This is a genomic window from Pseudomonas sp. LBUM1668, assembly GCF_059695715.1.
In genome coordinates this window covers 2,144,116-2,168,567 of sequence record NZ_CP166787.1, presented here as the reverse complement: position 1 = coordinate 2,168,567, position 24,452 = coordinate 2,144,116, and the positions used below count along the sequence as shown (strand labels likewise).

Genomic DNA, 24,452 nt, shown 5'->3' with positions numbered 1-24,452 from the left:
TGCGACCGCCGATCCGGCGTTTGGTTTCATGACAAATGCCATCACCCTGCCCCACAATCGGAAAAACGCAGAGTGTGCCTGAGAGGCGCACGCGGCTCTTCAATGAATCGTGACTGAATATTAACGAGCTCAGTAGACGTCAATGTAGTCATAGGGCGGATTTGGCCAGTTTTCCTTGAGCGCGTTGAAAATCTGCATCACCCACACCTCGTCACTGGCCGCGACATTGCCAACGTAACCCGACCCCTTGGCCCAGGTTTCCAGTCGAAACAACAAGCCATCGATATCCTGCCCGCCCGTCACACCTGAAGAGATGTAAGCCATACCGCCCTTGGTCACTCGCAACTGCGTGTGTTCATCATCGCTGGCCGAGGCCAGCAATCGACGCACAGCATCAAGCGTAAGGCCGTCAGGGGTATTCAAATCGATCTGCACAGCACTGTCCTTGGATTCGCCGGAAAAGACCAAGTGTCGCATAGCGCTCCGCTCATGCCTAAGTCGCAGTGCCAAATGCCCGACAAAATGGTTAACTCGGCACACAGACCTCCCGACTTTTCGAGCCTCATCATGACCAGTGTAAGCATCGACGCCGACATCAAAGCCAAATGGGCAGACGGACACAGTTCCTACAGCCCGGGGTCCACCGAAGAGTTGGCGCTTATTGGTATCGATCTATTGGTCAAAGAGCTGGGCACCGAAGCGGCCCAGCAATTCATCAAGCAGATTTTCGAGCGGTACCCGATCGAACAGACCGAGCACGCGCTGGGGGAATAAACCCGCAGGCTGGCACCTGCGGGCGGGGTTTTACTTCAGGCGTTTCAGGCGTTCGGTCAGCAGATCGAAGAAACCTTGAGCGTCGCCATTTTCCACCCAGAATGCATTCTTCGGAGCCTTGAGACCGTCATACCAATCGACGACGGTCTGACCGAAGGTCGGCCCCTCACGACTATCAACCACGACATTCACCGAGCGACCGGTGAACAGTTCTGGCTTGAGCAGATAAGCCACGACAGTTGCGTCATGCACCGGGCCACCCGGAATGCCGTAATGCTCCATATCCCCTTTGATGTATTCATTGAGGATGTCGCCGACAATTTTGCTCGCGTTGTTGTTGAGCGCAGCAATCTGCTTCAGACGCGCATCGCTGGTAAGAATCTTGTGGGTCACGTCCAGTGGCAGATAGGTCAGCTTCACGCCGCTCTTGAGTACCACTTCAGCCGCTTGCGGATCGGCAAACAGGTTGAATTCCGCCACCGGGGTGATGTTGCCGCCGTTGAAGTGCGCACCACCCATGATCACCACTTCCTTGATGCCCTGCACAATCTCGGGCTCCTGAATCAAAGCCAGTGCGAGGTTGGTCTGCGGGCCAAGCATGGCAATGGTGATGCTGTGCGGCTTGGCTTTTTTCAGGGTATCGATCAGATAATTGACCGCACTGCCTTCAGCCAGGCCCTTTTTCGGTTCGTGCACGGTGACACCCGACAGGCCTTCCTTGCCATGGATGTTCTCGGCGTAGATCGGCGTACGCATCAGCGGCTTCGGCGCGCCGGCGTAGACGGGTACATCCTCGCGCCCTGCCCACTCGCGAGCCAGACGCGCGTTACGCGAAGTCTTGTCGAGGCGTACGTTGCCGGCCACGGTGGTCAGCGCACGGATGTTCAACTCGTCTGGCGAAGCCAGCGCGAACAGCAAGGCAACCACGTCGTCGGCACCCGGATCGGTGTCGATGATCAGGTCGATTTTTTCCGCCGCATGAGCGCCGGTTGCAGATATCAGGGACAAAAGCAGCAGACTCCGGAGCAGTTGGTGCAGTTTTTGAGCATAGCGTTGCATGGCGCATTCCTTGTGCATGTGAAATCGAAAGTTAGAACGTTACACCAGCCACCAGAACGATGTTGCAGTACGGCTGACATTCGCCTGTACGAACAATCGCTCGTGCCTGTCGGCTAAGAACCTTGAATTGCTCATGACTGAGCAGATCGCGACGACCCAGTGCGCCTTCTTCATTCAACGCGTCGAGCACGGGCAACGCCGTCGGTTGCTTGTCGAAGATTTCCTTGGCCAGCGCATGGCTTTCCACCTGCATCTCGCTGAGCACGACTTTCAGGGTGCTGACGAAGTCCGGGACGCCATGGGTCAGCGCAAGATCGATCAGCTCGACACCCGGCGGCACCGGCAAGCCGGCATCACCAATCACCACCATGTCGCCATGGCCCAGAGATGCGATCAGTCGCGACAGCGCGACGTTCAGCAAAGGAGTCTTTTTCATGCGGGTTTAAAGGCCTGTACGTCGGACATGGTTGGAATGGAAGGCTGCGCGCCGGCGCGAGTAACCGACAGAGCGGCGGCAATCTGCCCGTAGCGGATCGCTTCGGCCTCGGACTTGCCGGCGGCCAGCGCAGCGGCAAAACCACCGACGAAGGTGTCCCCCGCCGCCGTGGTATCGACCGCTTTCACTTTCGGCGCCGGGAAATGCTCGAAGCCTTTGCCGTTGGCGAACAACGAGCCCTCAGCGCCAAGGGTGATGATGACCTTTCCTGCGCCCATCGCGATCAGGTGACTTGCCGCGCTTTCTGCAGTTTCCAGCGAATCAACCGGCAACCCGCTCAAGGCAGCAGCTTCGCTTTCGTTGGGAATCAGATAATCGATGGCTGCGAACCAGTCTGCCGGCAATGGACGGCTGGCAGGGGCGGGATTGAGGATTACGGTCTTGCCCAGTTCACGCGCACGCTTGAGCGCATGGCCCACGGTTGCATCCGGAATCTCGAGCTGGCAGATGATAACGTCGGCTGCTTGCAACACAGCATCGAAGCGGTCGATCACCGCCGGCGTCATGGCGCCGTTGGCACCGGCGACAATCACGATCGCGTTCTGACTGTTGTCATCGACCACAATCAGCGCCACGCCACTCGAATCCTCGACGACGCTGACCGCCTGACAGTCGATCTGCTCGGCCAGCAGCGCGTTTCGCAACTGCACGCCGTAGTCGTCGCTACCAACGCAACCGACCATCGCCACTTGAGCGCCCAGGCGCGCGGCAGCCACCGCCTGGTTGGCGCCCTTGCCGCCAGAGACGGTGGCGAAGGAATGTCCGATCAGCGTTTCACCGCCCCGGGGCAGCCGTGGCGCCCGGGTTACCAGATCCATGTTCAGGCTGCCTATTACCACTACATTTGCTGGCATACATCACTACTCGTCAATTCGGTTTCAGCGGTACTCGGTGAACACGCCGGACAGCGGCGCAGTCGATTCGCGCAAGACAATACTCGGGGTCACGATCCGTTGATCAGTGACCAGGCCTGGGGTAGCAATCCTTCGCAGCAGCACTTCAGCCGCCATCTCGCCCAGTTGCAGGATCGACTGGCCGACGGTGGTCAGTGCCGGGTACACGTAACGGCTCATCTGGATATCGTCGAAGCCGATCACCGACAGCTCGCTCGGCACTCGCACCTTGCGCTCAGCCGCCGCTCGCAGCACCCCGATGCCAATCATGTCGTTCCCGGCAAAAATTGCGCTCGGCGGATCTTTCGCAAGCAGCGTCGTCGCCGCGTTGTAACCGCCGGTGCTGGTGAAATCACTCTCGAGCATGCGCGCTGGCGACACTTCGATGCCCGCCTCTTTCAGCGCCCGACAAAAACCGGCCTGACGCATTTGCGCCACGCTGGTGCTCGCAGGGCCACCAATGGTCGCGATATCGCGGTGGCCAAGCTCCAACAGATGACGGGTGGCGAGGTAAGCGCCGTACTCATGGTCGATGCGCACCAGATCGGCATCCACGCCATCCAGTCCACGGTCGACAATCACCATCGGCGTCTTCACGCCGGCCAGCCCCTGTGCCAGACCACTGTCACCGCCGGCCGACGCGACGATCAAACCGTCGACGCGTTTTTCCAGCAAGACACGCAAGTAGCTGCGCTGCTTTTGCGGGTTGTCATCGGAGTTGCAGAGAATCACACAGTAGCCATTACGCTCGCAGTAATCCTCAATGCCCCGCGCCAACTCGGCGAAGTACGGGTTGAGACTGTTGGGCACCAACAAGCCAATGGTTGCAGTGGTTTTGGCCTTCAGCGAGCGCGCCACCGCACTCGGCACGTAGTCGAGGCTCTTGATGGCGGCCTCGACTTTCAGCCGGACTTCCTTACTGACCGGTCGGGTGTTGTTCACCACGTGAGACACGGTGGTGTAGGAAATTCCCGCGAGCGCCGCCACATCCTTGATTGTCGCCATGTTTCAAGCCCGCCGACTGGCGCGTTGGCTGCGATAGGTATCGAGCACGACCGCGATCACAATCACCGCACCGGTGATGATGCGCTTGGTCGGTTCGCTTGCACCGATCTGCGCCAGACCGGCCGCCAGTACGGAAATGATCAGCACACCGAAGAACGTGCTGATGACCGAACCGCGTCCACCCATCAGGCTGGTGCCGCCGATCACCACCGCGGCAATCACTTGCAGCTCCAGGCCTGAGCCGGCATTCGGGTCCGCCGCTTCCAGGCGAGAAATCTGGAACAGCGCGGCGATACCGGCCAGCAGGCCCATCAGGCTGAACACCAGAATCTTGTAGGGTTTTGGATTGATCCCCGCCAGCCGCACCGCTTCTTCGTTGGTGCCGATACCGATCAGGTAACGACCGAACACGGTGCGCGTCAAAACTGCCTGCGCAATAAAAATCACCAGCAAGGCAATGATAAACGACGGTGAAATACCGAAAGCGATCGGGTTCGACAGCCAGGCAAACGAATCACCGATATAAGCCGTGCGCGAGCCGGTCATCTGGTAAGCCAGACCACGGGCCATTTCCAGCACACCGAGAGAAACGATGAACGAAGGAATCCGCCAGGCCACGGTAATCGAACCCGTCACGGTGCCCGCCAATGCCGCCACCGCCATACCGAGCAACGCCGCCGGCAACACGCTCCAACCCCAACCGAGCATGGCCACGCTGACCGTTGATGCCGCGAGTGCCAGCACCGAGCCCACCGACAGATCGATGCCGCCAATGATCAACACGAAGGTCATGCCGACGGCCAGCACCATCAGGTCGGGAATCTGGTTGGCCAGCGTACTGAAAGTGTTATAGGACAGAAAGTGGCTGCTCAAGACCGAGAACAGCGCAATCATCGCCAGCAGTGCACCGGCCAGCCCCAGATAGGTGCCCAGTCCGTAAAAGTTGCCACTACGCTTGCTGGCAGGAGATGCAGTTTTCATGGGAGATCCCTAGGCGCCGCTTCGTTGAGCAACGCATCACGTTTTTGGTAGCCGGCGAACGCGGCAGCAAGCAAATCATCCTGGGTCCAGCTGTCGCGCTCAAAGGTATCGATCAGACGCCCGGCCGACAACACACCGATCCGGTCGCAGATCAGCATCAATTCACGCAGGTCACTGGATACCACCACCAGCGCTTTGCCCTGGCGCGTCAGCTCACCGAGCAAGGCATAGATGTCGAACTTGGCACCGACGTCGATGCCACGGGTCGGTTCATCGAACAGCAGCACCGAACAATCACGCTCCAGCCAGCGACCGATCACGACCTTTTGCTGGTTACCACCGGACAGTTCCGAAACCAACTGTGTCGGGCTCGAGCTGCGGATGCGCATCGCGTCGATCTGTCGTTGCGCCAGTGAGATTTCGTCGCCGTTGTTGACGAAACCACCACTGGAAATTTCCGGCATGTTGCCCAAGGCAATGTTGGCGCTGATCGATTGGCTAAGCAGCAAGCCTTCGCCTTTGCGATCTTCGGTGATCAACGCGATGCCATTGCGCACCGCATCGACCGGCGAACGTACGCTCACCACTCGCGCGGGCGAGCCCAGTGCAATTGTGCCGCTGTCAGCGACGTCGGCACCAAAAATCAGCCGCAGCAGTTCAGTGCGCCCTGCTCCGATCAGGCCGGAAATCCCGTAGATCTCCCCGGCACGCACTTCGAACGAGACGTCGCGCACCTTGTCGGAACGAGTCAGGCCTGTGACCGTCAACGCCGGGGCGCCAATCTTGCGCGGGCCCATGTCGATGTGTTCGCCCAGCTCGCGGCCGACCATCAGCGTGACCAGTTGCTCGCTGTTGTAATTGGCCATCGGCTCGACGCACACCAGGTTGCCATCTCGCAGCACAGCGATGCGCTGCGCGACTCGGGCCAACTCTTCGAGACGGTGGGATATGTAGATGATCGAGACGCCGCGTGCCTGTAGGCGAGTGATCTGCTCGAAAAGCATTTCGACTTCACGCGCCGTGAGCATCGCGGTCGGCTCGTCGAGAATCAGCACATGGCAATCGCCAATCAGGTTGCGGGCGATTTCGACCATCTGCTGATGCCCGATACCCAATTCGCCGACCAGCGTGTCCGGATCGATCGCGTCGAGCCCTACCTGCGCCATGGCTTCGATGGCTGCCTTACGCAATTGCTTGCGGCTGATCCAGCCGCCGTTGCTCGGCAGGTTGTCGAGAAACAGGTTCTCCGCCACCGACAATGTCGGTAACAGATTGAGTTCTTGCATGACCATGCGCACGCCGAGATCTTCAGCCTGGGTACGGCTGCCCGGGCGATAGTCTTTGCCCTGGAACTGCATCTGCCCCGTGGTCGGGGTAACCAGGCCACCAATGATCTTCGACAGGGTGCTTTTACCGGCGCCATTCTCGCCGGTCAGCGCCAGTACTTCACCGCGCATCAGCGTCAAATCGATGCCTGTGAGCACCGGTTGCGCATAGGTCTTACCGATACCGCTGACCGAGAGGACAGCGTTCGGAGCGGAAACTGACATAAAAATCTCCATGCGCTCGCCCGGGCGGACGAGCGCCGTTGTATCGCCAGAGGACTTACTTGGTGACCAGTTCGACCGGCGTTTCAATCACGCCATTGGTACCGCTGTCGACCTTCTCGCCCTTGATGATTTTCAGCGCGGTCTCGATACCGAACACAGCTTGTTTGGCGGCATATTGATCGGCAGTCGCCAGTACGCGACCGTCCTTCAACATTGGCTTGATGGCATTGATGTTGTCGTAGCCGACAACCTGCACCTTGCCTGCCTTGCCCGCAGCACGCACGGCGGAAACGGCACCGACTGCCATGCTGTCGTTACCGGCCAGCAACGCTTTGACATCCGGGTACTCACTGAGAATCGACGCGGCAACCTTGTTGCCTTTATCAATCTCCCAGTCGCCGGACTGCAGGGAAACCACCTTGATCTGCGCCGCCTCCATCGCATCCTTGAAGCCAGCGGTACGCTGCTGGGCGTTGGTGGTCGTGGACACGCCTTCAATGATGCCGACTTCGTCACCGGCCTTCAGCTGTTTGGCCAGATATTCACCAACCAGACGCGCACCTTTGCGGTTGTCCGGGCCTACGAATGGCACGCTGATGTTTTTGCTTTTGACGATTTGCGGATCGAGCTGGTTGTCGATGTTGATCACGGTAATACCGGCATCGACGGCTTTCTTGATCACCGGCACCATGGCCTTGGAGTCAGAAGGCGCGATGACCAAAGCATTGACCTTCGCCAGAATCATTTGCTCGACGATGCGCGTCTGGCCTGCAGTGTCGGTTTCGTCCTTGATGCCGTTGGAGATCAGGTCGAAATCGGCAGAGTGTTCTTTCTGGTAGGCCTTGGCGCCATCTTCCATGGTCAGGAAGAATTCGTTGGCCAGGGATTTCATGACCAGTGCGACTTTGGGTTTTTCAGCAGATTCGGCGAACGCCGAAGAGACGGGTAATGCAGCGGCTGTGGCAGCCAGCATAGCGACAGCAAGAAGACGTCCAGCGAATGGCAGCTTCATGGGTTCACTCCGATCTTATGATTATTTTGAGCAACGCTTGCGCTGGCGTAAGCTATAGCGCTTCCAACGATGGAGTACTACCCCGTCGAAGCCGCGCAAACGTTTGCGTAGATCGAACTATGCGAACCTCGCCGCGATTTGTCAACAATCGGAAATCGCCATTTATTGTAGGACGAGTCTTCCAACTCGCTCTCCGTTGCTCAGGCCGTTGTGCTGACCAGGTTACCGCTTGTAGCGTCCTTGGACATCTCCTTGAGCAGCGCACCCGCGACTTCCGTCAGCGCGCCGCTGGTTTGCATGATCTGCCCCTGAATGGACATGACCGCCTGGGATTTGGCCTCCGGAGTCGGATAGCTCTGAGCTTGGGCCGCAGCCAGTTGCTGCTGCTGTTCCTGGAGTTGCTTCTGCAATTCCTGCATCCGCTTCAGCAGCATTTTGACCGTGATACTCAGGTTGTCGCCGCTTTCAGCTTTGCTGTCTTCCTGCGCGGGACCACCGGTTCGGACCTGATTGCTCGCTTCTTTCTCAGTGCCCAGCGCCTCAGCGGAAGCGTCCGCTTCCGCCTCACTCAATGCATTGATCGTCGCAGCAGTCTTGCCGCCGATGGTGACAGCCGCGGGATTTGATAAACCGATCGTCAGTGACATGAGAACTCCCTAAATATTAGTTTCCCTGAACACGCATCGGCCAGCGCGAAGGATTCTTTAGCACCCATTCCAGAAACGGCAACCCGATTCGTTCGACAGAAGCAGTAGTCCTTTTCGGAGAGCCGAACATGAAAGCTCACATTGTTCGGAAAACCGGATATCCGACGCCAGACGCTATTTTTAGAATAAAAAAATATTGATGTAAATCATCAGGTTAAACATTTCTCTGACGCATAGTACGGCTGGTACAGATCCTGCTCCCTTCACCGTACCCCGGCATCCAGATCGGCTCGGGGCGCATCTAGATGAACCTGCATCAGCACTGTCTCACTACTAGAGAGAAAAATAATGAAATCTGCTTTCAACACCTTCGTTCCGGGCGCCTTGGCCCTCCTCCTGCTCCTGCCGACTGCCCTTCAGGCCAAAGAAGTCGAAACTCAGACCAAACTCGCCAACGTCGTGGTTCTCGCTACCGGCGGCACCATTGCCGGGGCCGGTGCCAGTGCAGCTAACAGCGCCACTTATCAAGCGGCCAAAGTCGGCGTCGAGCAATTGATTGCCGGCATTCCCGAATTGAGCAAACTGGCTAACGTGCGTGGCGAACAAGTCATGCAGATCGCCTCGGAAAGCATCACTAACGACAACCTGCTGCAATTGGGCCGCCGCGTCGCCGAGCTGGCTGACAGCAAAGATGTCGACGGCATCGTCATCACCCACGGCACCGACACGCTCGAAGAAACCGCTTACTTTCTTAACCTGGTAGAGAAGACCGATAAGCCAATTATCGTCGTCGGCTCGATGCGTCCGGGTACCGCCATGTCCGCTGATGGCATGCTCAACCTGTACAACGCCGTAGCAGTGGCCAGCAGCCCAGAAGCTCGCGGCAAAGGCGTACTGGTGACCATGAACGATGAAATCCAGTCCGGTCGTGACGTGAGCAAAACGATCAACATCAAGACCGAGGCCTTTAAAAGTGCCTGGGGCCCACTGGGCATGGTGGTTGAAGGCAAATCCTACTGGTTCCGCTTGCCAGCCAAGCGTCACACCATGGATTCCGAGTTCGACATCAAAAACATCAAGAGCCTGCCTGACGTAGAAATCGCCTATTCCTACGGCAACGTGAGCGATACCGCCTACAAGGCACTCGCCCAATCCGGTGCCAAAGCCATCATCCACGCAGGCACGGGTAACGGCTCGGTGTCCTCGCGCGTAGTCCCTTCACTGCAAGCCCTGCGTAAAGATGGCGTGCAAATCATCCGCTCGTCCCACGTCAACGCTGGCGGCTTCGTTCTGCGCAATGCCGAACAACCTGACGACAAGTACGACTGGGTTGTCGCTCACGACCTGAACCCGCAAAAAGCCCGCATCCTGGCGATGGTCGCACTGACCAAAACCAACGACAGCAAAGAGCTGCAACGGATGTTCTGGGAATACTGATTGACCCTCGCCCGATCAACTCTTGATGGGGCAATCCTCGCACCACCCGCCTGATTCGCGGGTGGTGCGTCGCCTACAAATCTCCGTGCATCTTCCCTACAAAAATTTCGACTCGTCCTACACCAAAACAGGAAAAGCGCTGTCAGAGGATTTTCTTGAATTTTAAGCAGTTGCGAAAATGCTTACAGTTAAATACTGTATGCACGTACAGCTTAATAAGGATAACCTCGTGGCCACCTCCCCTGACGCTTATGAACGCATGGGTATGCGCGTTCAAAAAATCATCAATTCCCCCACCGCACAGAAAGCCAAAGCCGCACTGATCTTCCGCCTGCCGGACGAGCCGATGGATGACTGGGAGCGCCTGCTCGAGGAAATCGACGAGAACGACAACGTCACCCTCGCCTACCGCGACGATGGTGGCGTGCAGATTTTTTGGGTTGTGCCGAAGGAAGATTGATTCAATGATTGTCCGCTGTTTTGCTTTGCTCCTGCTGTTCATCGCCATGGGCGCCCAAGCGGGCGCACCTCGCACATTTTCTGAAGCCAAGAAGGTCGCCTGGAAACTGTACGCACCGCAGTCCACCGAGTTCTATTGCGGCTGCAAATACACTGGCAACAGAGTTGATTTGAAAGCTTGCGGTTATGTACCGCGCAAAAATGCCAAGCGCGCGTCACGTATCGAATGGGAGCACATCGTGCCCGCCTGGCAGTTTGGCCATCAGCGCCAATGCTGGCAGGAAGGCGGACGCAAGAACTGCACACGCTACGATCCAACCTACCAGAAGGCCGAAGCCGACCTGCATAACCTGGTACCGAGCATTGGCGAGGTCAATGGCGATCGCAGCAATTTCAGCTACGGCTGGCTGCCAGTGCAATCCGGTCAGTACGGCTCTTGCCTGACCCAGGTCGACTTCAAGGCCAAGAAGGTCATGCCCCGCCCTTCAATTCGCGGCATGATTGCCCGCACCTATTTCTACATGAGCAAGCAATACGGCTTGCGTCTGTCGAAACAGGATCGGCAGTTGTATGAGGCGTGGGACAAGACCTACCCGGTACAAGACTGGGAACGCCAGCGCAATCAGAGCGTGGCGTGCGTAATGGGGCGCGGCAATGAATTTGTCGGCCCGATAAACCTGAAAGCCTGCGGTTGATCGCAGCACAAAAAAGGCCTCGAACGTTATGTTCGAGGCCTTTTTTTGTGGCTAGCTGCCAGATTTGTTGTAGCGCCAATACCCCATCAGGTTGAGCGATTCACGAGGGATCCCGCAGTCCTTGATCAGGTATTTGCGCAAGCTCATGACGGCCGCACTTTCGCCGGCGATCCAGCCGTAAAATCCTTCTTCGGCCGTATTGGCGATTTCCCAAAGAATGTCTTTATCAATATCGACCTCGGCGAGTTCGATGGCCTGGTTCGCTGACGAAGCATGAATTGGCAAGGTCGCCTGCCGCACCGCCTCAACCATCAGCGTCCCGGCGACGGTCGCACCTGCCTGCTGACGGATCAACCATTGCACTGTAAGCCCCGGCCAGTCGGGCACTGGAAGCATGTCTTGTGCACTGTCGACTTCGAAGAAAGCTTGCGTCTGGGGTGGTTCGGCAAGGGCGGCCAACTCATCAAGAATGCCCATGACTGCCGGCAACGCCGTCGAGTCGGCAACCAGCAATACTTGCTTGAGAGCCTTCGGCGGCCGCCACTCGAACCCTCCGGCTTCCTTCGCAGAAAAACGGTTGTCAGGCGCAAGGATCTGCATCGACTCGCCCGGCTGCGCTCGCAACGCCCAGCGCGAAGCCGGTCCTGTTTCACCGTGTAAGACGAAATCAATGTCGACCTCACCTTGTTCGGTACGCAGATGACGAATCGTGTAAGTACGCATCGCCGGGCGACGGCTCGCCAACATCGAACGGAAACGCGCGTACCAACCTTCCTCCTGCGCAAGGTTTGCAGGAGAGCCATCTGCGGCAGGGAAAAAAAGTTTGACGCGCTGATCGGGTGCCCAGGTGGCCATGTTGGCAATTTCTGGATCGGCGAAGGTGATCCGCATCAAGTGCGGACTCAACAGGGTTTTACGCTGCAGCACAGCACTGAAGAGCTTGTAGGGATTGGCGGAGGCCATGCGGAGCTCCTTCAAGAAATCGTAAGTGACTCGTATAAGACGAATCGCATCCGACGCCCTTTAGGCTGCTCCGCTGAAAGCAAAGTTTACGGTTGGATCGGATGCTCGATCACCACCGATTCAATATTCTGTTTTTTGGCCTTTACCAATGCTGCATCGACCTGCACCTGACGAGCTTCAGCCTCTGCCTTGGTGTTGAACGGGCCAATCAGAATCCGCGCTTTACCGCTGCTGTCCTTGATTACCGTTGGAACAAACGCATGCTCGATCAGCCAGCCGCTCAGATCACTGACAGCCTGAGGCGTTTCGCCGCGCACCTCGAGATCCCACTGTGGAGCGGAGGCCACCGCAGGAGCAGCCGCGACCACCGTTTTCGGCTTTTGCGCGTCTACACTCTTGCCTTCACCACATCCTGCCAATGCCAGTGCCGCGACCATCCAGACCAATTTGCGCACAACGGTTTCCTCGGAAATCTCAAAGCGGCGATCTTACCATTCATAAATACTTCGCGAGCCCCGCAAAATGGGCACGAAACAACGAGATTGATGATTGCAGCCTCTGTATAGTTACGCCCTGGGAATTAATGCCGCATCTGCGCGTCAGAAAGAGGCACCCAAACCGTGAGACTTCGCACTAATCTATACGTACCACCGACCTCTGCACTGTCTGAATCAGGTGCCCTACAAAGCAATCAAGGAGAAGACCATGCTGATACTCACCCGCAAAGTCGGTGAAAGCATAAACATTGGCGATGACATCACCATCACCATCCTGGGCGTTAGCGGCCAGCAAGTACGAATTGGCATCAACGCTCCGAAGAACGTTGCGGTGCACCGTGAAGAGATCTACCAGCGCATTCAGGCTGGTCTGACCGCTCCGGACAAACCACAGACACCCTGAGCCGCATCGCAGTCAGTAGCCAGTTCGTTTGCCCAGCACAATGACTGGCTAGAGATACACGCGCCGTATTGCCACCCGCTCCCCACTCTGTTGGGCACGGCGCCTGACACACCTATCCCCTTCCGATTCGTTCTCCCTATCCCTTGTTACCGCTCGATATTACCGGCCATTCCAAAGGCTGGCTGTCGGACGATTCCGATAGAGCACAGGGAATTCGCCCTCCTAAGCGAATGTCACGCCACGCGCCATGCCGGTGGCGGCAACCACCATCAGCATCAGCAACAACGCCTCGACATGACTGATTCGCGCGTACAACTTTGCACGTCCGGTATCGAGTGCCGTACCGCGCGCTGACGCGATGCGCCATTTGACCAATGTGATCATCGGCGCGAGCTCTATCAGCAGAATGAGTACAAACAGTGTCATCTTCAGATGGAACAGTGGCTGGTGAAGGTAATAGTCAGTGCCCTTCTCATACCCGCCAAAGGCACGCATCCCGCCCGTTATCAACAGAATCAACGCAGAGATGCCCCACAGATTATCGGCGAGCAACACGCGCCTGACCTCCCCCGCACCGGTCGCCAAACGACTGAACGCCGTTCCACGCGTCAGTACCGCCCAAAAGCCCAGGGCAAAAGCCAGTAGATGAATAGCCGCGAGAAACCAATGACCCAGCATCGACACACTCCTTTATAGAGAGTTGAAAATCGGCCAGTCAGTAGTAGTCGAAAAAATGGAGATTCGCTCGTGCCACATCGCCAGTGGTGACGCCGAGGAACGCAATAGAGAAGTGCTGCAAAAGCCAAATCGCAGGCAAAAAAAATCCCAAGCAGCTGATGGAAGCTTGGGATTAAAAATGCATAAACCGTGGTGGTGAACGCGGAGCGGATATTACTGATTAATCGCTTCAGCGACAATATTTTTTCGATAACCGGTCGGTTAAAAAAACTCGTAACTCATTCAATATCCACACTATTTTTAAGGAATGAGAGTTTGACGCGACGGAATGACTGGCTATATGCGCTAGCGCTGAAGCCGTCTCATCAATCTGGAAAGAGAAGGTAAGCGTACGTCGAGGTGAGTGTCGAGTTGGTGTTCTGAAGCGAGGATTTTGCAAAGGGTTTGCAAACCCCAGACAACAAAAAAGGGCCCACCTTTCGGTGAGCCCTTCTAGACCGCCCAGCAGAGCGGATTTTGTTTGGTAGGCGCGATTGGACTCGAACCAACGACCCCCACCATGTCAAGGTGGTGCTCTAACCAACTGAGCTACGTGCCTGCTGTGAGGCGGCATTCTACGGAATTCCGGAGGGGTGTCAACACCTTTTTTTCACCTAACCCTATGAATATGCAAAATATTTAATTTCCACCCAGCGACACAGATTTTTCCGTGGCTGGCGGAGGTTTTTCAACTCGGGTAGGATCGGCGCACTCGTAAAATATATTAAACAGAGGCTGCAGGATGGCGAACACCCTTTACCCAGAGTCTTATTACGCGGCGTCGGCGAATGCCGTACCGGCACGTCCAGCCTTGCAGGATGATGTGGAGACGGATGTCTGCGTGATTGGTGCCGGGTATACCGGGTTGTCCTCCGCCCTTTTTCTGCTGGAGAACGGTTTTCGCGTGACCGTGCTGGAAGCCGCCAAAGTCGGTTTCGGCGCTTCAGGGCGCAACGGCGGCCAGATTGTTAATAGCTACAGCCGCGACATTGATGTGATCGAACGCACCGTCGGCCCGCAGCAAGCGCAACTGCTTGGCCACATGGCCTTCGAAGGCAGCCGGATCATTCGCGAGCGCGTCGCCAAGTACAACATACAGTGCGATTTGAAGGACGGCGGCGTGTTCGCGGCGCTGTCAGCCAAGCAGATGGGCCACCTGGAATCGCAAAAGCGTCTGTGGGAACGCTTCGGCCATACGCAGCTTGAACTGCTCGATCAACGTCGTATTCGCGAGGTCGTGGCCTGCGATCAGTACGTCGGCGGCATGCTCGACATGAGTGGCGGCCATATTCATCCGCTAAACCTGGCGCTAGGCGAAGCAGCAGCGGTCGAATCGCTGGGCGGCGCTATCTATGAGCAATCGCCCGCCGTGCGGATCGAGCGCGGCGCCAACCCGGTTGTGCACACGCCGCAAGGCAAGGTCAGAGCGAAGTTCATCATCGTTGCCGGCAACGCCTACCTCGGCAATCTAGTGCCGGAACTGGCGGCCAAATCGATGCCGTGCGGCACTCAGGTAATCACCACTGAACCGCTGGGCGAGGAACTGGCGAAAACCCTGCTGCCACAAGATTATTGTGTCGAAGACTGCAATTACCTTCTCGACTACTACCGCCTGACGGGCGACAAGCGCCTGATCTTCGGCGGCGGCGTGGTATATGGCGCACGGGATCCGGCAAACATAGAAGCGATCATCCGCCCGAAAATGCTCAAGGCCTTTCCGCAGCTCAAGGACGTGAAGATTGATTACGCCTGGACCGGAAACTTCCTGCTGACCCTGTCGCGCTTGCCGCAGGTTGGACGCCTGGGCGACAACATCTATTACTCGCAGGGTTGTAGCGGCCATGGTGTGACCTATACGCATCTGGCCGGCAAAGTGTTGGCTGAGGCGTTGCGTGGTCAGGCGGAGCGTTTTGATGCGTTTGCTGATCTGCCGCACTATCCGTTCCCGGGCGGGCAACTGCTGCGTACGCCGTTTGCGGCGCTGGGGGCCTGGTATTACGGCTTGCGCGACAGATATGGGTTCTGATCAGGTTTTCTGACCACAGAAGCATTTGTGGCGAGAGGATTTATACCCGATGGATTGCGCAGCAGTCCTCTGCTTTTCAAAAGCAGGGCCGCTGCGCGCCCCATCGGGGATAAATCCCCTCGCCACAGATAAATCCCCTAACCCCCAGATACCCTCTCTGACCACAGATCCGTTCACCACAGATGGATCTAAAAATCCGTATCAGAGCTGATCCCGAGCAATCCCACTGCGAATGCGCAAGATATCCGCCAGCACCGCCAACGCAATTTCCGCCGGCGTCTTGCTGCCCAGGTTTAGACCGATCGGCGCGTGAATCCGCGCCAACTCGCCCTCTCCCAGCCCGCCAATCCGACGCAAACGCTCGAAGCGTTTCTGCGAAGTCTGCAGCGAGCCCATCACGCCAATGTAGAACGCTTCGGTCCGCACCGCCTCCATCATCGCCAGATCGTCGATGCGCGGATCATGGGTCAGCGCCACGACCGCGGTATCGCGATGGCAGCCTCCATCGGCAATGAACACCGACGGCAGTTGCCGCCGAATCTCCACGCCATTGAGCACCACACCTTCGAGCACTTCATCGCGCGGATCGCAGAGGATCACTTCGAAACCGAGGCCGACCGCAAACTCGGCGCAGGCCTGCGCCACGCTGGAATATCCGGCGAGCAACAGACGCTGCGCCGCACCGATGCGGATCCGCACCCGATCAATCTCCCGCTCGATACGCGCACCCTGCTCGCGATCAGCGAACAGACTGCGCGCACCGCTGGCCAGATCGACCTCGCGAATCAATCGACGCTGACCGAGCAGTGCCGACTCCAATTCGCGCAGATGCGCCTGCACCTCGCAGTCGGCGTCAAATTTCTCTACCAGCACATCGAGAATGCCACCGCAGGGCAGGCTGACCCGCGAGCGCGGATCGTCACCTTCGCCGTAACGCACAACGTTGACCGCATCGAGAAACGCACCTTCGGCGACGCGTTCGAGAAAATCTTCCTCGACGCAACCGCCGGACAGCGACCCGATCCACTGTCCACCATCATTCACCGCCAGCAGTGAACCCGGCGCACGCGGTGCCGAGCCGTAGGTGGTCAGCACGGTGCAGAGCCAGATGCGCTGCCCCGCCACCGACCACTCCAGCGCACGTCGCACCACTTGCAGATCGAGATGCTGCATGTCAGTGCGCCTTGTGCTCGATGGTCGGGGCGTCGGCTTGCAGCTTCTGCACGTCGCTCACTGCCAGCTCGGCGGATTGACCGCCCCAACCTTGGCGCAGGTAGTTCAGCAGATCGGTCAACTGCTCAGGACTGAGCTTGTCGGCAAAACCCGGCATCGGTTGCATGTGCTCGAAACCGGAGAACTTCTGTTCGCCGATACCATCTTCGATTACGCGCAGCAAGTTGCGTGGATCTTCCAGACGCAGCGTGGTGTTGCCGCGCATGGCCACCGCGATATGCGGTTTGCCCTCGCCACCGACCGCGTGACATCCGGCGCAGACGTTCAAGTAATCCTGACGGCCACGCTGGGCGCTCGCGCTGAGTTTGTCCACTGGCACTTCGACCAGCGCTTTGGCTGCCGGCGGCTGATCACCGAGCAGGAACGTGGCCATCGCCGCCAGATCGGTATCGGTCAGGCCCTGAGTGCTGTTGTGGAACACCGGGAACATCTCGTTGAACATCGTGCCCTGCGCACTCATGCCGTGCTTGAGGAATGTGCTCAGATCCTGATGATTCCAGCCGCGAGCGGCCAGATCGGTGGCCAACAGGCTCGGTGCCAGATAACCGTTGAGGATGCCGCCGGTCATGCGCTTGTCCATCTGCATCGCGCCCGGCAGGCCGCGTGGCGTATGGCATTCGCCGCAGTGGCCAAGAACGTCGACCATGTATTGGCCGCGCTTCCACGCTTCGCTTTTGCCTTCGCCCGAATCCAGCTTCACATCTTTGCCGTACATCATGTTCCAGCCCATCAGGCCCAGACGCACGTTGAACGGAAAGCTCAGGCTGGTGACCGGTGCCGCACGCTCGATCGGTGCAACGGTTTTCAGATACGCATGGATCGCGTCCGAATCTTCCCGCGGCACCAGGTGATAGGAGGTGTACGGCATCGCCGGATACAGATTCGCACCGTCGCGGCGCTTGCCTGCGGTCAATGCAGCGAAGAACTCGTCATCGTTGTACAAACCGATGCCGTGCTCTTTGCTCGGCGTGATGTTGGTGCCGTAGATCGTGCCGAACGGCGAGACGATCGGCAGGCCACCCGCATACGGCGCACCACCCGGCGCTGTGTGGCAGGCCACGCAGTCGGCAGCGCGGGCGAGATACTCGCCGCGCTTGACCTGATCATCAGCGTGCGCCAACAACAGCGGCGCAGCCAGCCCGACCGCCAGGGTCAGGCGGGTCAATAAAAGCTTCATGCTTAACCCTCCTTGACCAGGCCGAGATCGGTCAGCACATTGCGGGTAGCGTTGTAGTAACGCACGTACCCGGTGCAACGACAGATGTGATGGCCGAGGCTGTCCTCGATGACTTGTTCCAGTTGGCTTTTGACGATCGGCTGGCGTTGCAGCTTTTCCACCAGCACGGTCGCGGCATTGACGAAGCCCGGTGCGCAGTAGCTGCACTGGAAGGCGAACTCGTCGACGAAACGCTGCTGGATCGGATTCAGCTCAGTGACCTGACCATCTTCGTCACGCTTGGCGTGGCTTTCAATGGTGCGGACTTTCTTGCCTTCGAAGTAATGCGCGCCGGTGATGCAGGTGCGCACTTCTTCGCTGGTGCCGTCCGGGTTGTCGACGATCACGACGCAGGCGTGGCAGATACCCTGACCACAGCCCAGGCGCGAGCCGGTGAGATTCTTGTATTCGTGCAGGTAGTCGATCATCGGCAGGTCATCAGGGATGTCCACCGGGCCGACGGATTGACCATTGAGGGTCAGTTGAAGCGGACGGTTAGCCATTGAGGGCCTCCTTGATGCGCGCAGCAGTGATTGGCAGATCGCGTACACGTTTACCGATGGCGTGCGCCACGGCGTTACCGATGGCACCGACTACCGGGATCATCACCACTTCGGCGATGCCTTTGGACGGATCGCTTGGCGACAGCGGCGGCAGAATTTCCGCCGTCTGTTTCCACACCGCAACGTGACGCGCCATCGGCAGACGGTAACGGTTGAAGTTCCAGTCACCCTCCCCCGGCCCGCCTTCGTACAGCGGCATTTCTTCCATCAATGCGTGGCCGATGCCCATGGCGATACCGCCCTCAAGTTGGCCCTTGACGAGTTCTTCGACCAACACACGCCCGCACTCGACCCACGAATGGTGATTGAGCACTTCGACTTCCAGCGAACCTTTGTTGACCTTCAACTCGACCAGCGTGGCGACCGGGCTGTAGTAAGTCACGGCAGCGTTGTTCAGTTGGGTCACCGGATAGTTGATGTTCTGACGATCCAGCAAGTGGAAACCGGCAGTACTCATCAACGCTTGCTTGGCCTTCGGTGCCCCGTCGCCATACTTCACCGCCAGACCGTCCAGCGGCAGACGCTCTTTCACGCCGTCGATGCTGTACTCAGCCTCGGCCCAGCTCCAGCGGTTGAAACCGTGGACTGTCGCTGCTGTGACCAAACCACGCTCGTGCGCGCGCTTGGCCAGCTCTTCGAAGCTCAGCGGCTGCATGCCGTTAGCGGTCAGTTTGCCATCGACCCAATGCGCGTCTTCACGTCGCACCACGTAAGGGTTGGCCTGGCCGCCATAAGGGCCCTGACGCCAGATCTCCAGCGCCGCCGGCCACAGACCGTGATTGAACAACACACGCGCCGCTTCACGGGTGGCGTGGCTGAAGTAGTAAGCGGAGTTGGTCGCGGACGACGCCGAGGCCAATTTGCCCACCCAGCGCGGGTTGCGCAGCAGGTTGTCTTGCTCGGCCTGGCTCATGATGTAAGGGTTGCCGCTGGTGATCAGCTGCATTTCCTTCCATTCGGTTTCGCCAGTTTTCACTTCGTGCGCCGGGCTACCGAGGAAATCGGCAACGACCAAAGCTTGCGAAGTGGACATGCCGGTGCCGATTTCGATGCCGATGTGGCGCAGGGTAATGCGACCGTCGGCAGTGAATTCGATGCTGGCCATCGGCGCTTCGGAGCCGGTGCCAAAGTCTTTCTGGCAAATGGCAAAACCAACGCCATACCAGTTATCCGGGTCTGCCGCTTCGCGCTGCTTCTTGATCGCGTCGCGGTTTTTCCAGACTTCGTGCACCGAGGCCTTGTCGAGGATCTCGTGCAAGCGCAATGCACCGGCCGGGATCGCACCCTGGGTGTTTTTCATGCCGGAACGCAGAGCGTTCTTGCGACGCAGATCGATCGCGTCAACACCCAGCCGATTGGCGATTTCGTCGACCATCATTTCGGTCGCCGCCATGCTTTGCAGGGTGCCGTAGCCGCGCATCGAACCCGCTTCAACACCGCGCGAGTGATAAGCGGTAACTTGCAGGTCATTCTGCGGCATGTAGTAGATCGACTGCGCTGCCGTGGCACCCACTGCGGCTACCGACGGGCTGTAGTTGATCCGGCCACCGCCGTCGACGCTCATTTCGGAGCGAAAAATCTTGAAGCTGTAATCGTTCTTGTCCACGGCCAATTGGTAGCGAATGTCGAACGGGTGACGCTTGATGCCACTCTGGAACTGCTCGTAGCGGTCGTTGGCCAGACGCACAGGCACACCGGCGCCGTACAGCGCAGCGAGGGCCGCGTAGTAAACGAAGATGTTGTGGTCTTTGGAACCGTAACCCACGGTGTAACCCGGGTGCATGTTCAGGTTGGCCAGGCCGAAGCGCGACGGCGCGATCATTTTCGCGGTATCGGTCGCCGTTTCCAGCGGGCACTGGGTCGCAACGACAAAGTGCAGGGTTTTGGTCTTCGGGTCATACCAGCCGTTGCCGTTGTCCGGCTCCATGGCGGCCGGCTCGATCGACGGAGTCTTGTAGCGCTCATCGAACACCAGCCAGTTGTCCGGCGGCGTGTCGATCTCTTTCTTCATGCGATCGGCGTAGAACAATCCGCGCTCGGTCAGGTTGCCATGCAAATTCGGCGATGCATTCCACACCGGGCGGCGGTTTTTCAGCATCGGGAACAGGATCGAATCCTTGAGGCTGGCGAATTCGTCTTCATCAGCCGAGGTCGGGCCGCCGACGCGCACATAACGGAAGCTGCCGTAGGGGTCACGCTCGTAGAACGGCACTTGAGCACCGTAACGAATCGCCTTGTCATTGAATTTGAGCTGGTTCTTGGCCTGACGGAAACGCTCGAAATCGTTCCAGATCAGGATTGCCACCGGGTGCCCGATGAACATCGGCACTTTGCCTTCCGGCAACAGCGGATCCGGAGCGTGCTCTTCCGGAAAGACGATGCCGTCCTTGTCCAGGTCAGCAGCGGTAACGATGCGATCCGGCTGCAAGTCTGCGCCAAGCCACGACAGGTCGTAGCCGGCATAGATGCGATCAGCCTTGATGGTTTTCAGCAGCATGGCGTGGCCTTGCTGTTCAGGCCAGCCCGGCATGTCCTTGGAACGGATGTCACGGGCGAACACTTTACTGCCGCAGACCTTGGACAGTGCATCGTTACGCTGACGCGCCTTACCGTTGTTGCCGAGCCACTTCTCGGACGGCACGGTGACGCTGTTTTCCATCAAGGCAGCCAGCGCCTGACTGCTGAGCGGCGTGAGCGTGACGCTCACTCCCGCTACCAGCCCGCCCTGAAGGAATGAGCGCCGGGATATTTCACGGTTGGACATGGATCATCCTCTGGACGGTTATTTGTCCGCCCTTCTGGTTATCTACTGGGAATCTCGAGTCTTGCAGAAGCTCTTTCTGGCGAAGCAAAGAGCTGTGTTGACAGTGCAAAGCTGACCGAAAGGTTAACTTTAAAGGTTTCTTGGCTCGCAGCAAACAACCAGTTACATAATTCTGACTAAAGAATCAAAAAATCAATGCGACGTGGCACCGCAGCAAGCCGATAGAAAACTCTGCGCGCAAGATCTTTGCGAATACAAAACTCTGTAGGAGCTGTCGAGTGAAACGAGGCTGCGATCTTTTGATCTGGTTTTTTAATAATCAAAATCAAAAGATCGCAGCGTGCCGCAGCTCCTACAGGGGTATCGTGCAGGGACGTAAATAGGAGAGAGGAAAGAGGAAGGTCAAATTTCAGACACAAAAAACCCCGGTCTTTCGACCAGGGTCTTTGCTATCGATTCCGAATCAACCAATGGTTGCTTTCGGTGCTTCAAGGCGTTCAGTGGGCCTTGAGGCAGATATGGCGCAGCGGACGGGACTCGAACCCGCGACCCCCGGCGTGACAGGCCGGTATTCTAACCGACTGAACTACCGCTGCGTATCGCTTTGAGCTTTCGCTCAAGTAACTCGTTTTGATTGAAAGCTTCGGTGCTTTTCAATCGCGAACCAGACAGCGTCTGACTCGTTAAATATGGCGCAGCGGACGGGACTCGAACCCGCGACCCCCGGCGTGACAGGCCGGTATTCTAACCGACTGAACTACCGCTGCGCGTCGGTGCAGGCACTTTCAGCCTACCCTCTTGCTTTCGCAAGCTACCCGGAAGTGGTGGGTGATGACGGGATCGAACCGCCGACATTCTGCTTGTAAGGCAGACGCTCTCCCAGCTGAGCTAATCACCCGTTTGCATCTCCGAGGCCGCGAAATTTACGCAGGTAGCGAACCTAAGTCAATAGCAGGATTGAAGTTTTTCTGAAAAAGACAAAATCGAGTCATTCCTGAAGAAGCCATCAACCGCAAGACCGCTATCGCGAGCAGGCTCACTCCCACAGAGATCGCAGCTTCGCACCCTACTCGCTGTAGATCATCTTCTTGGTCATGCCGCCGTCAACGACGAATTCCTGCCCGGTGACGAACCCGGCATTCCTCGACAGCAGCCACGCGACCATCGCCGCGACATCTTCAACCGTGCCTACCCTGCCCGCCGGATGCTGAGCGTGATCGGTATCGGCCAACGGTTCGGCACGACGTGCAAACGGGTCCCGCGCATCAATCCAGCCCGGGCTGACGGCGTTGACCCGAATCTCCGGCCCGAGGCTGATGGCCAGCGCGTGAGTGAGGGCCAACAACCCACCCTTGCTCGCCGCGTACGCCTCGGTATCAGGCTCGGACTGTCCGGCACGGGTCGACGCCAGATTGACGATCGAGCCATTGTGCGCCCGCAGATACGGCGCGCAATGCTTGGCCAGTAGCATCGGCCCACTGAGATTCACTGCCAGCACCCGATTCCAGTAGGCCAGATCAAGGCTTTCCAGGGTGATGTTGTGGGGATCAGCCACCGCCGCGTTGCACACCAGCGCATCAAGGCGACCAAACTGCCCCAGCACTTCAGCCACGCCCAGTGCCACCTGACCTTCATCCGCAACGTCCATGGCGATGAACCAGGCGTGTTCGCCCAGCACCTTCGCCACTTTCGAACCGCGCGCACGATCGAGATCGGTCAGGACCACTTGCCAGCCCTCGCTGATCAGCCACGCGGCGATGCCCAGACCAATGCCGCGCGCGGCGCCCGTGACCAGCGCAACGCGGCCATGGGTACCCGCTTTCGCAGTGGACAACTCGATCACAGCGCCGCCAGACCGCGCGCCAGATCGGCTTGCAGATCAGCCACGTCTTCCAGACCGACCGCAACGCGAATCAGACTGTCACGAATACCCGCCGCTTCACGCTCCTGCGGCGCCAGACGGCCGTGGGACGTGGTGCTCGGGTGGGTGATGGTGGTTTTGCTATCGCCGAGGTTGGCGGTGATCGAAATCAACCGGGTGGCATCGATAAAGCGCCACGCGCCCTCTTTGCCGCCCCTGACCTCAAAACTCACCACCGCACCAAAGCCCTTCTGCTGACGCTGGGCAAGCTCATGCTGCGGATGGCTCTTGAGACCGGCGTAATGCACCTTCTCGATACCGTCCTGTTGCTCCAGCCATTCGGCGAGTTGCTGGGCGTTGGCGCAGTGCGCCTTCATCCGCAGGTTCAGGGTTTCCAGACCTTTGAGGAAGATCCACGCGTTGAACGGGCTCAACGTTGGCCCGGCGGTACGCAAGAAACCGACGACTTCCTTCATCTGCTCGCTACGACCGGCAACCACGCCGCCCATGCAACGACCCTGGCCGTCGATGAACTTGGTCGCCGAGTGCACGACGATGTCCGCACCGAGCTTCAGCGGCTGCTGCAACGCAGGCGTGCAGAAGCAGTTGTCGACCACCAACATTGCGCCTTTGGCGTGGGCGATTTCAGCCAGCGCAGTGATATCGACCAGCTCAGCCAGCGGATTGGATGGCGACTCGACGAACAGCAGTTTGGTGTTCGGCTTGATTGCCGCATCCCACGCCGGCAACTCTGCCAGCGGCACATAATCGACTTCGATGCCGAAACGCTTGAAGTACTTTTCGAACAGGCTGATGGTCGAGCCAAACACGCTACGCGAGACCAGCACGTGATCGCCAGCACTGCACAGGCTCATCACCACCGCCATGATCGCGGCCATACCGGTCGCCGTCGCAACAGCTTGCTCGGCGCTTTCCAGCGCAGCAATGCGCTCTTCGAACGCACGAACCGTCGGGTTGGTGTAACGCGAGTAAACGTTGCCCGGCACTTCGCCGGCAAACCGTGCTGCTGCGTCGGCGGCAGTGCGGAACACGTAGCTTGAGGTGAAGAACATCGGATCACCGTGTTCGCCTTCCGGCGTACGGTGCTGACCGGCACGTACGGCCAGGGTATCGAACGCTACGCCTTCGAGGTCGCTATCCAAACGACCGGCATCCCATTCCTGACTCATGCTGTCACTCC

At 58.2% G+C, this 24,452-nt stretch carries 24 protein-coding genes and 4 tRNA genes; 6 read left to right on the top strand and 22 right to left on the bottom strand.

Annotated elements, in window-relative coordinates; translation table 11 throughout:
• Positions 1-129 precede the first annotated feature (129 nt).
• A complete protein-coding gene (locus ACA061_RS09595) occupies positions 130-435 on the bottom strand; it encodes a hypothetical protein (protein WP_150616767.1) in 306 nt (101 codons plus the stop codon).
• Positions 436-567: 132 nt separating this feature from the next.
• Between ACA061_RS09595 and ACA061_RS09590 the strand changes: the two genes are divergently transcribed.
• Positions 568-774: a hypothetical protein gene (locus tag ACA061_RS09590; protein ID WP_047300630.1), complete on the top strand. Its 207-nt coding sequence runs from the start codon at positions 568-570 to the stop codon at positions 772-774.
• Between the two features lie 30 nt (positions 775-804).
• Here ACA061_RS09590 and ACA061_RS09585 read toward each other — a convergent pair whose 3' ends face one another.
• The 8 genes from ACA061_RS09585 to ACA061_RS09550 form a co-directional block, all read right to left on the bottom strand.
• Positions 805-1,833 (bottom strand): nucleoside hydrolase, encoded by a 1,029-nt coding sequence (locus ACA061_RS09585; protein ID WP_150616642.1) that lies wholly within the window; start codon positions 1,831-1,833, stop codon positions 805-807.
• A 31-nt stretch (positions 1,834-1,864) separates the two neighbouring features.
• Positions 1,865-2,269, bottom strand: a complete 405-nt coding sequence (rbsD, locus tag ACA061_RS09580) for a D-ribose pyranase (protein ID WP_210701624.1) — start codon at positions 2,267-2,269, stop codon at positions 1,865-1,867.
• On the bottom strand, positions 2,266-3,183 hold the full coding sequence (rbsK, locus tag ACA061_RS09575; protein ID WP_150616644.1) for a ribokinase: 918 nt from the start codon (positions 3,181-3,183) through the stop codon (positions 2,266-2,268). The genes rbsD and rbsK overlap by 4 nt, the downstream gene beginning before the upstream one ends.
• 24 nt (positions 3,184-3,207) lie before the next feature.
• Positions 3,208-4,227, bottom strand: a complete 1,020-nt coding sequence (locus ACA061_RS09570) for a LacI family DNA-binding transcriptional regulator (RefSeq protein ID WP_497301260.1) — start codon at positions 4,225-4,227, stop codon at positions 3,208-3,210.
• A gap of 3 nt (positions 4,228-4,230) precedes the next feature.
• On the bottom strand, positions 4,231-5,208 hold the full coding sequence (locus tag ACA061_RS09565; protein WP_150594716.1) for an ABC transporter permease: 978 nt from the start codon (positions 5,206-5,208) through the stop codon (positions 4,231-4,233).
• Positions 5,205-6,758, bottom strand: a complete 1,554-nt coding sequence (locus tag ACA061_RS09560; RefSeq protein WP_150601454.1) for a sugar ABC transporter ATP-binding protein — start codon at positions 6,756-6,758, stop codon at positions 5,205-5,207. The genes ACA061_RS09565 and ACA061_RS09560 overlap by 4 nt, the downstream gene beginning before the upstream one ends.
• Positions 6,759-6,813: 55 nt before the next feature.
• Positions 6,814-7,770 carry a sugar ABC transporter substrate-binding protein gene (locus tag ACA061_RS09555; RefSeq protein WP_150601453.1) on the bottom strand — a complete coding sequence of 319 codons (957 nt, stop codon included), beginning with the start codon at positions 7,768-7,770 and terminating at the stop codon, positions 6,814-6,816.
• A gap of 200 nt (positions 7,771-7,970) precedes the next feature.
• Positions 7,971-8,417, bottom strand: coding sequence for a hypothetical protein (locus tag ACA061_RS09550; protein ID WP_210555607.1), 447 nt, complete (start codon positions 8,415-8,417; stop codon positions 7,971-7,973).
• 348 nt (positions 8,418-8,765) lie between these two features.
• Here ACA061_RS09550 and ACA061_RS09545 point away from each other — a divergent pair, with 348 nt between their 5' ends.
• The 3 genes from ACA061_RS09545 to ACA061_RS09535 all read left to right on the top strand — a co-directional run bounded on the left by ACA061_RS09545 (position 8,766) and on the right by ACA061_RS09535 (position 11,008).
• A complete protein-coding gene (locus ACA061_RS09545) occupies positions 8,766-9,854 on the top strand; it encodes an asparaginase (RefSeq protein WP_497301258.1) in 1,089 nt (362 codons plus the stop codon).
• A 178-nt stretch (positions 9,855-10,032) separates the two neighbouring features.
• Positions 10,033-10,314 carry a DUF1654 domain-containing protein gene (locus tag ACA061_RS09540; RefSeq protein WP_497301256.1) on the top strand — a complete coding sequence of 94 codons (282 nt, stop codon included), beginning with the start codon at positions 10,033-10,035 and terminating at the stop codon, positions 10,312-10,314.
• 4 nt (positions 10,315-10,318) lie between these two features.
• Positions 10,319-11,008, top strand: coding sequence for an endonuclease (locus ACA061_RS09535; RefSeq protein WP_150616650.1), 690 nt, complete (start codon positions 10,319-10,321; stop codon positions 11,006-11,008).
• Between the two features lie 51 nt (positions 11,009-11,059).
• Here the strand turns inward: ACA061_RS09535 and ACA061_RS09530 are convergent, their stop codons facing one another.
• On the bottom strand, positions 11,060-11,971 hold the full coding sequence (locus ACA061_RS09530) for a siderophore-interacting protein (RefSeq protein WP_497301255.1): 912 nt from the start codon (positions 11,969-11,971) through the stop codon (positions 11,060-11,062).
• 86 nt (positions 11,972-12,057) lie between these two features.
• Positions 12,058-12,426: an SPOR domain-containing protein gene (locus ACA061_RS09525; RefSeq protein WP_210555604.1), complete on the bottom strand. Its 369-nt coding sequence runs from the start codon at positions 12,424-12,426 to the stop codon at positions 12,058-12,060.
• Between the two features lie 250 nt (positions 12,427-12,676).
• Between ACA061_RS09525 and csrA the strand changes: the two genes are divergently transcribed.
• A complete protein-coding gene (csrA, locus tag ACA061_RS09520) occupies positions 12,677-12,871 on the top strand; it encodes a carbon storage regulator CsrA (protein WP_003179932.1) in 195 nt (64 codons plus the stop codon).
• A 222-nt stretch (positions 12,872-13,093) separates the two neighbouring features.
• Here csrA and ACA061_RS09515 read toward each other — a convergent pair whose 3' ends face one another.
• Together ACA061_RS09515 and ACA061_RS09510 are read right to left on the bottom strand one after the other, a co-directional pair.
• Positions 13,094-13,549: a DUF2214 family protein gene (locus ACA061_RS09515; RefSeq protein WP_497301253.1), complete on the bottom strand. Its 456-nt coding sequence runs from the start codon at positions 13,547-13,549 to the stop codon at positions 13,094-13,096.
• Between the two features lie 521 nt (positions 13,550-14,070).
• A tRNA-Val gene (locus ACA061_RS09510) sits at positions 14,071-14,147 on the bottom strand.
• A 183-nt stretch (positions 14,148-14,330) separates the two neighbouring features.
• Here ACA061_RS09510 and ACA061_RS09505 point away from each other — a divergent pair.
• Complete coding sequence (locus ACA061_RS09505; protein WP_497301252.1) at positions 14,331-15,614, top strand: NAD(P)/FAD-dependent oxidoreductase; 1,284 nt, start codon at positions 14,331-14,333, stop codon at positions 15,612-15,614.
• Positions 15,615-15,815: 201 nt separating this feature from the next.
• On the opposite strand, the gene ACA061_RS09500 is transcribed toward ACA061_RS09505, so the two are convergent.
• The 9 genes from ACA061_RS09500 to ACA061_RS09460 form a co-directional block, all read right to left on the bottom strand.
• Positions 15,816-16,787, bottom strand: a complete 972-nt coding sequence (locus ACA061_RS09500) for an XdhC family protein (protein WP_210555601.1) — start codon at positions 16,785-16,787, stop codon at positions 15,816-15,818.
• A 1-nt stretch (position 16,788) separates the two neighbouring features.
• Positions 16,789-18,024: a c-type cytochrome gene (locus ACA061_RS09495; RefSeq protein ID WP_497301251.1), complete on the bottom strand. Its 1,236-nt coding sequence runs from the start codon at positions 18,022-18,024 to the stop codon at positions 16,789-16,791.
• A 2-nt stretch (positions 18,025-18,026) separates the two neighbouring features.
• Positions 18,027-18,566 carry a (2Fe-2S)-binding protein gene (locus ACA061_RS09490; protein WP_042558620.1) on the bottom strand — a complete coding sequence of 180 codons (540 nt, stop codon included), beginning with the start codon at positions 18,564-18,566 and terminating at the stop codon, positions 18,027-18,029.
• Positions 18,559-21,390 carry a xanthine dehydrogenase family protein molybdopterin-binding subunit gene (locus ACA061_RS09485; RefSeq protein WP_150616656.1) on the bottom strand — a complete coding sequence of 944 codons (2,832 nt, stop codon included), beginning with the start codon at positions 21,388-21,390 and terminating at the stop codon, positions 18,559-18,561. Before ACA061_RS09485 ends, ACA061_RS09490 begins: the two co-directional genes overlap by 8 nt.
• Positions 21,391-21,909: 519 nt before the next feature.
• A tRNA-Asp gene (locus ACA061_RS09480) sits at positions 21,910-21,986 on the bottom strand.
• A 94-nt stretch (positions 21,987-22,080) separates the two neighbouring features.
• Positions 22,081-22,157, bottom strand: a tRNA-Asp gene (locus ACA061_RS09475).
• 55 nt (positions 22,158-22,212) lie between these two features.
• A tRNA-Val gene (locus tag ACA061_RS09470) sits at positions 22,213-22,288 on the bottom strand.
• 168 nt (positions 22,289-22,456) lie between these two features.
• Positions 22,457-23,233, bottom strand: a complete 777-nt coding sequence (locus ACA061_RS09465) for an SDR family oxidoreductase (protein ID WP_150616657.1) — start codon at positions 23,231-23,233, stop codon at positions 22,457-22,459.
• Positions 23,230-24,441, bottom strand: coding sequence for an O-succinylhomoserine sulfhydrylase (locus ACA061_RS09460; RefSeq protein ID WP_210555599.1), 1,212 nt, complete (start codon positions 24,439-24,441; stop codon positions 23,230-23,232). Before ACA061_RS09460 ends, ACA061_RS09465 begins: the two co-directional genes overlap by 4 nt.
• Between the last annotated feature and the right edge of the window lie 11 nt (positions 24,442-24,452).

Bases quoted from the DNA above. Each gene is read 5' to 3' on its own strand.
- ACA061_RS09590 (WP_047300630.1), top strand. From the start codon at position 568: ATGACCAGTGTAAGCATCGACGCCGACATCAAAGCCAAATGGGCAGAC.
- ACA061_RS09585 (WP_150616642.1), bottom strand. From the start codon at position 1,833: ATGCAACGCTATGCTCAAAAACTGCACCAACTGCTCCGGAGTCTGCTG.
- rbsD (WP_210701624.1), bottom strand. From the start codon at position 2,269: ATGAAAAAGACTCCTTTGCTGAACGTCGCGCTGTCGCGACTGATCGCA.
- rbsK (WP_150616644.1), bottom strand. From the start codon at position 3,183: ATGCCAGCAAATGTAGTGGTAATAGGCAGCCTGAACATGGATCTGGTA.
- ACA061_RS09570 (WP_497301260.1), bottom strand. From the start codon at position 4,227: ATGGCGACAATCAAGGATGTGGCGGCGCTCGCGGGAATTTCCTACACC.
- ACA061_RS09565 (WP_150594716.1), bottom strand. From the start codon at position 5,208: ATGAAAACTGCATCTCCTGCCAGCAAGCGTAGTGGCAACTTTTACGGA.
- ACA061_RS09560 (WP_150601454.1), bottom strand. From the start codon at position 6,758: ATGTCAGTTTCCGCTCCGAACGCTGTCCTCTCGGTCAGCGGTATCGGT.
- ACA061_RS09555 (WP_150601453.1), bottom strand. From the start codon at position 7,770: ATGAAGCTGCCATTCGCTGGACGTCTTCTTGCTGTCGCTATGCTGGCT.
- ACA061_RS09550 (WP_210555607.1), bottom strand. From the start codon at position 8,417: ATGTCACTGACGATCGGTTTATCAAATCCCGCGGCTGTCACCATCGGC.
- ACA061_RS09545 (WP_497301258.1), top strand. From the start codon at position 8,766: ATGAAATCTGCTTTCAACACCTTCGTTCCGGGCGCCTTGGCCCTCCTC.
- ACA061_RS09540 (WP_497301256.1), top strand. From the start codon at position 10,033: ATGCTTACAGTTAAATACTGTATGCACGTACAGCTTAATAAGGATAAC.
- ACA061_RS09535 (WP_150616650.1), top strand. From the start codon at position 10,319: ATGATTGTCCGCTGTTTTGCTTTGCTCCTGCTGTTCATCGCCATGGGC.
- ACA061_RS09530 (WP_497301255.1), bottom strand. From the start codon at position 11,971: ATGGCCTCCGCCAATCCCTACAAGCTCTTCAGTGCTGTGCTGCAGCGT.
- csrA (WP_003179932.1), top strand. From the start codon at position 12,677: ATGCTGATACTCACCCGCAAAGTCGGTGAAAGCATAAACATTGGCGAT.
- ACA061_RS09515 (WP_497301253.1), bottom strand. From the start codon at position 13,549: ATGCTGGGTCATTGGTTTCTCGCGGCTATTCATCTACTGGCTTTTGCC.
- ACA061_RS09505 (WP_497301252.1), top strand. From the start codon at position 14,331: ATGGCGAACACCCTTTACCCAGAGTCTTATTACGCGGCGTCGGCGAAT.
- ACA061_RS09500 (WP_210555601.1), bottom strand. From the start codon at position 16,787: ATGCAGCATCTCGATCTGCAAGTGGTGCGACGTGCGCTGGAGTGGTCG.
- ACA061_RS09495 (WP_497301251.1), bottom strand. From the start codon at position 18,024: ATGAAGCTTTTATTGACCCGCCTGACCCTGGCGGTCGGGCTGGCTGCG.
- ACA061_RS09490 (WP_042558620.1), bottom strand. From the start codon at position 18,566: ATGGCTAACCGTCCGCTTCAACTGACCCTCAATGGTCAATCCGTCGGC.
- ACA061_RS09485 (WP_150616656.1), bottom strand. From the start codon at position 21,390: ATGTCCAACCGTGAAATATCCCGGCGCTCATTCCTTCAGGGCGGGCTG.
- ACA061_RS09460 (WP_210555599.1), bottom strand. From the start codon at position 24,441: ATGAGTCAGGAATGGGATGCCGGTCGTTTGGATAGCGACCTCGAAGGC.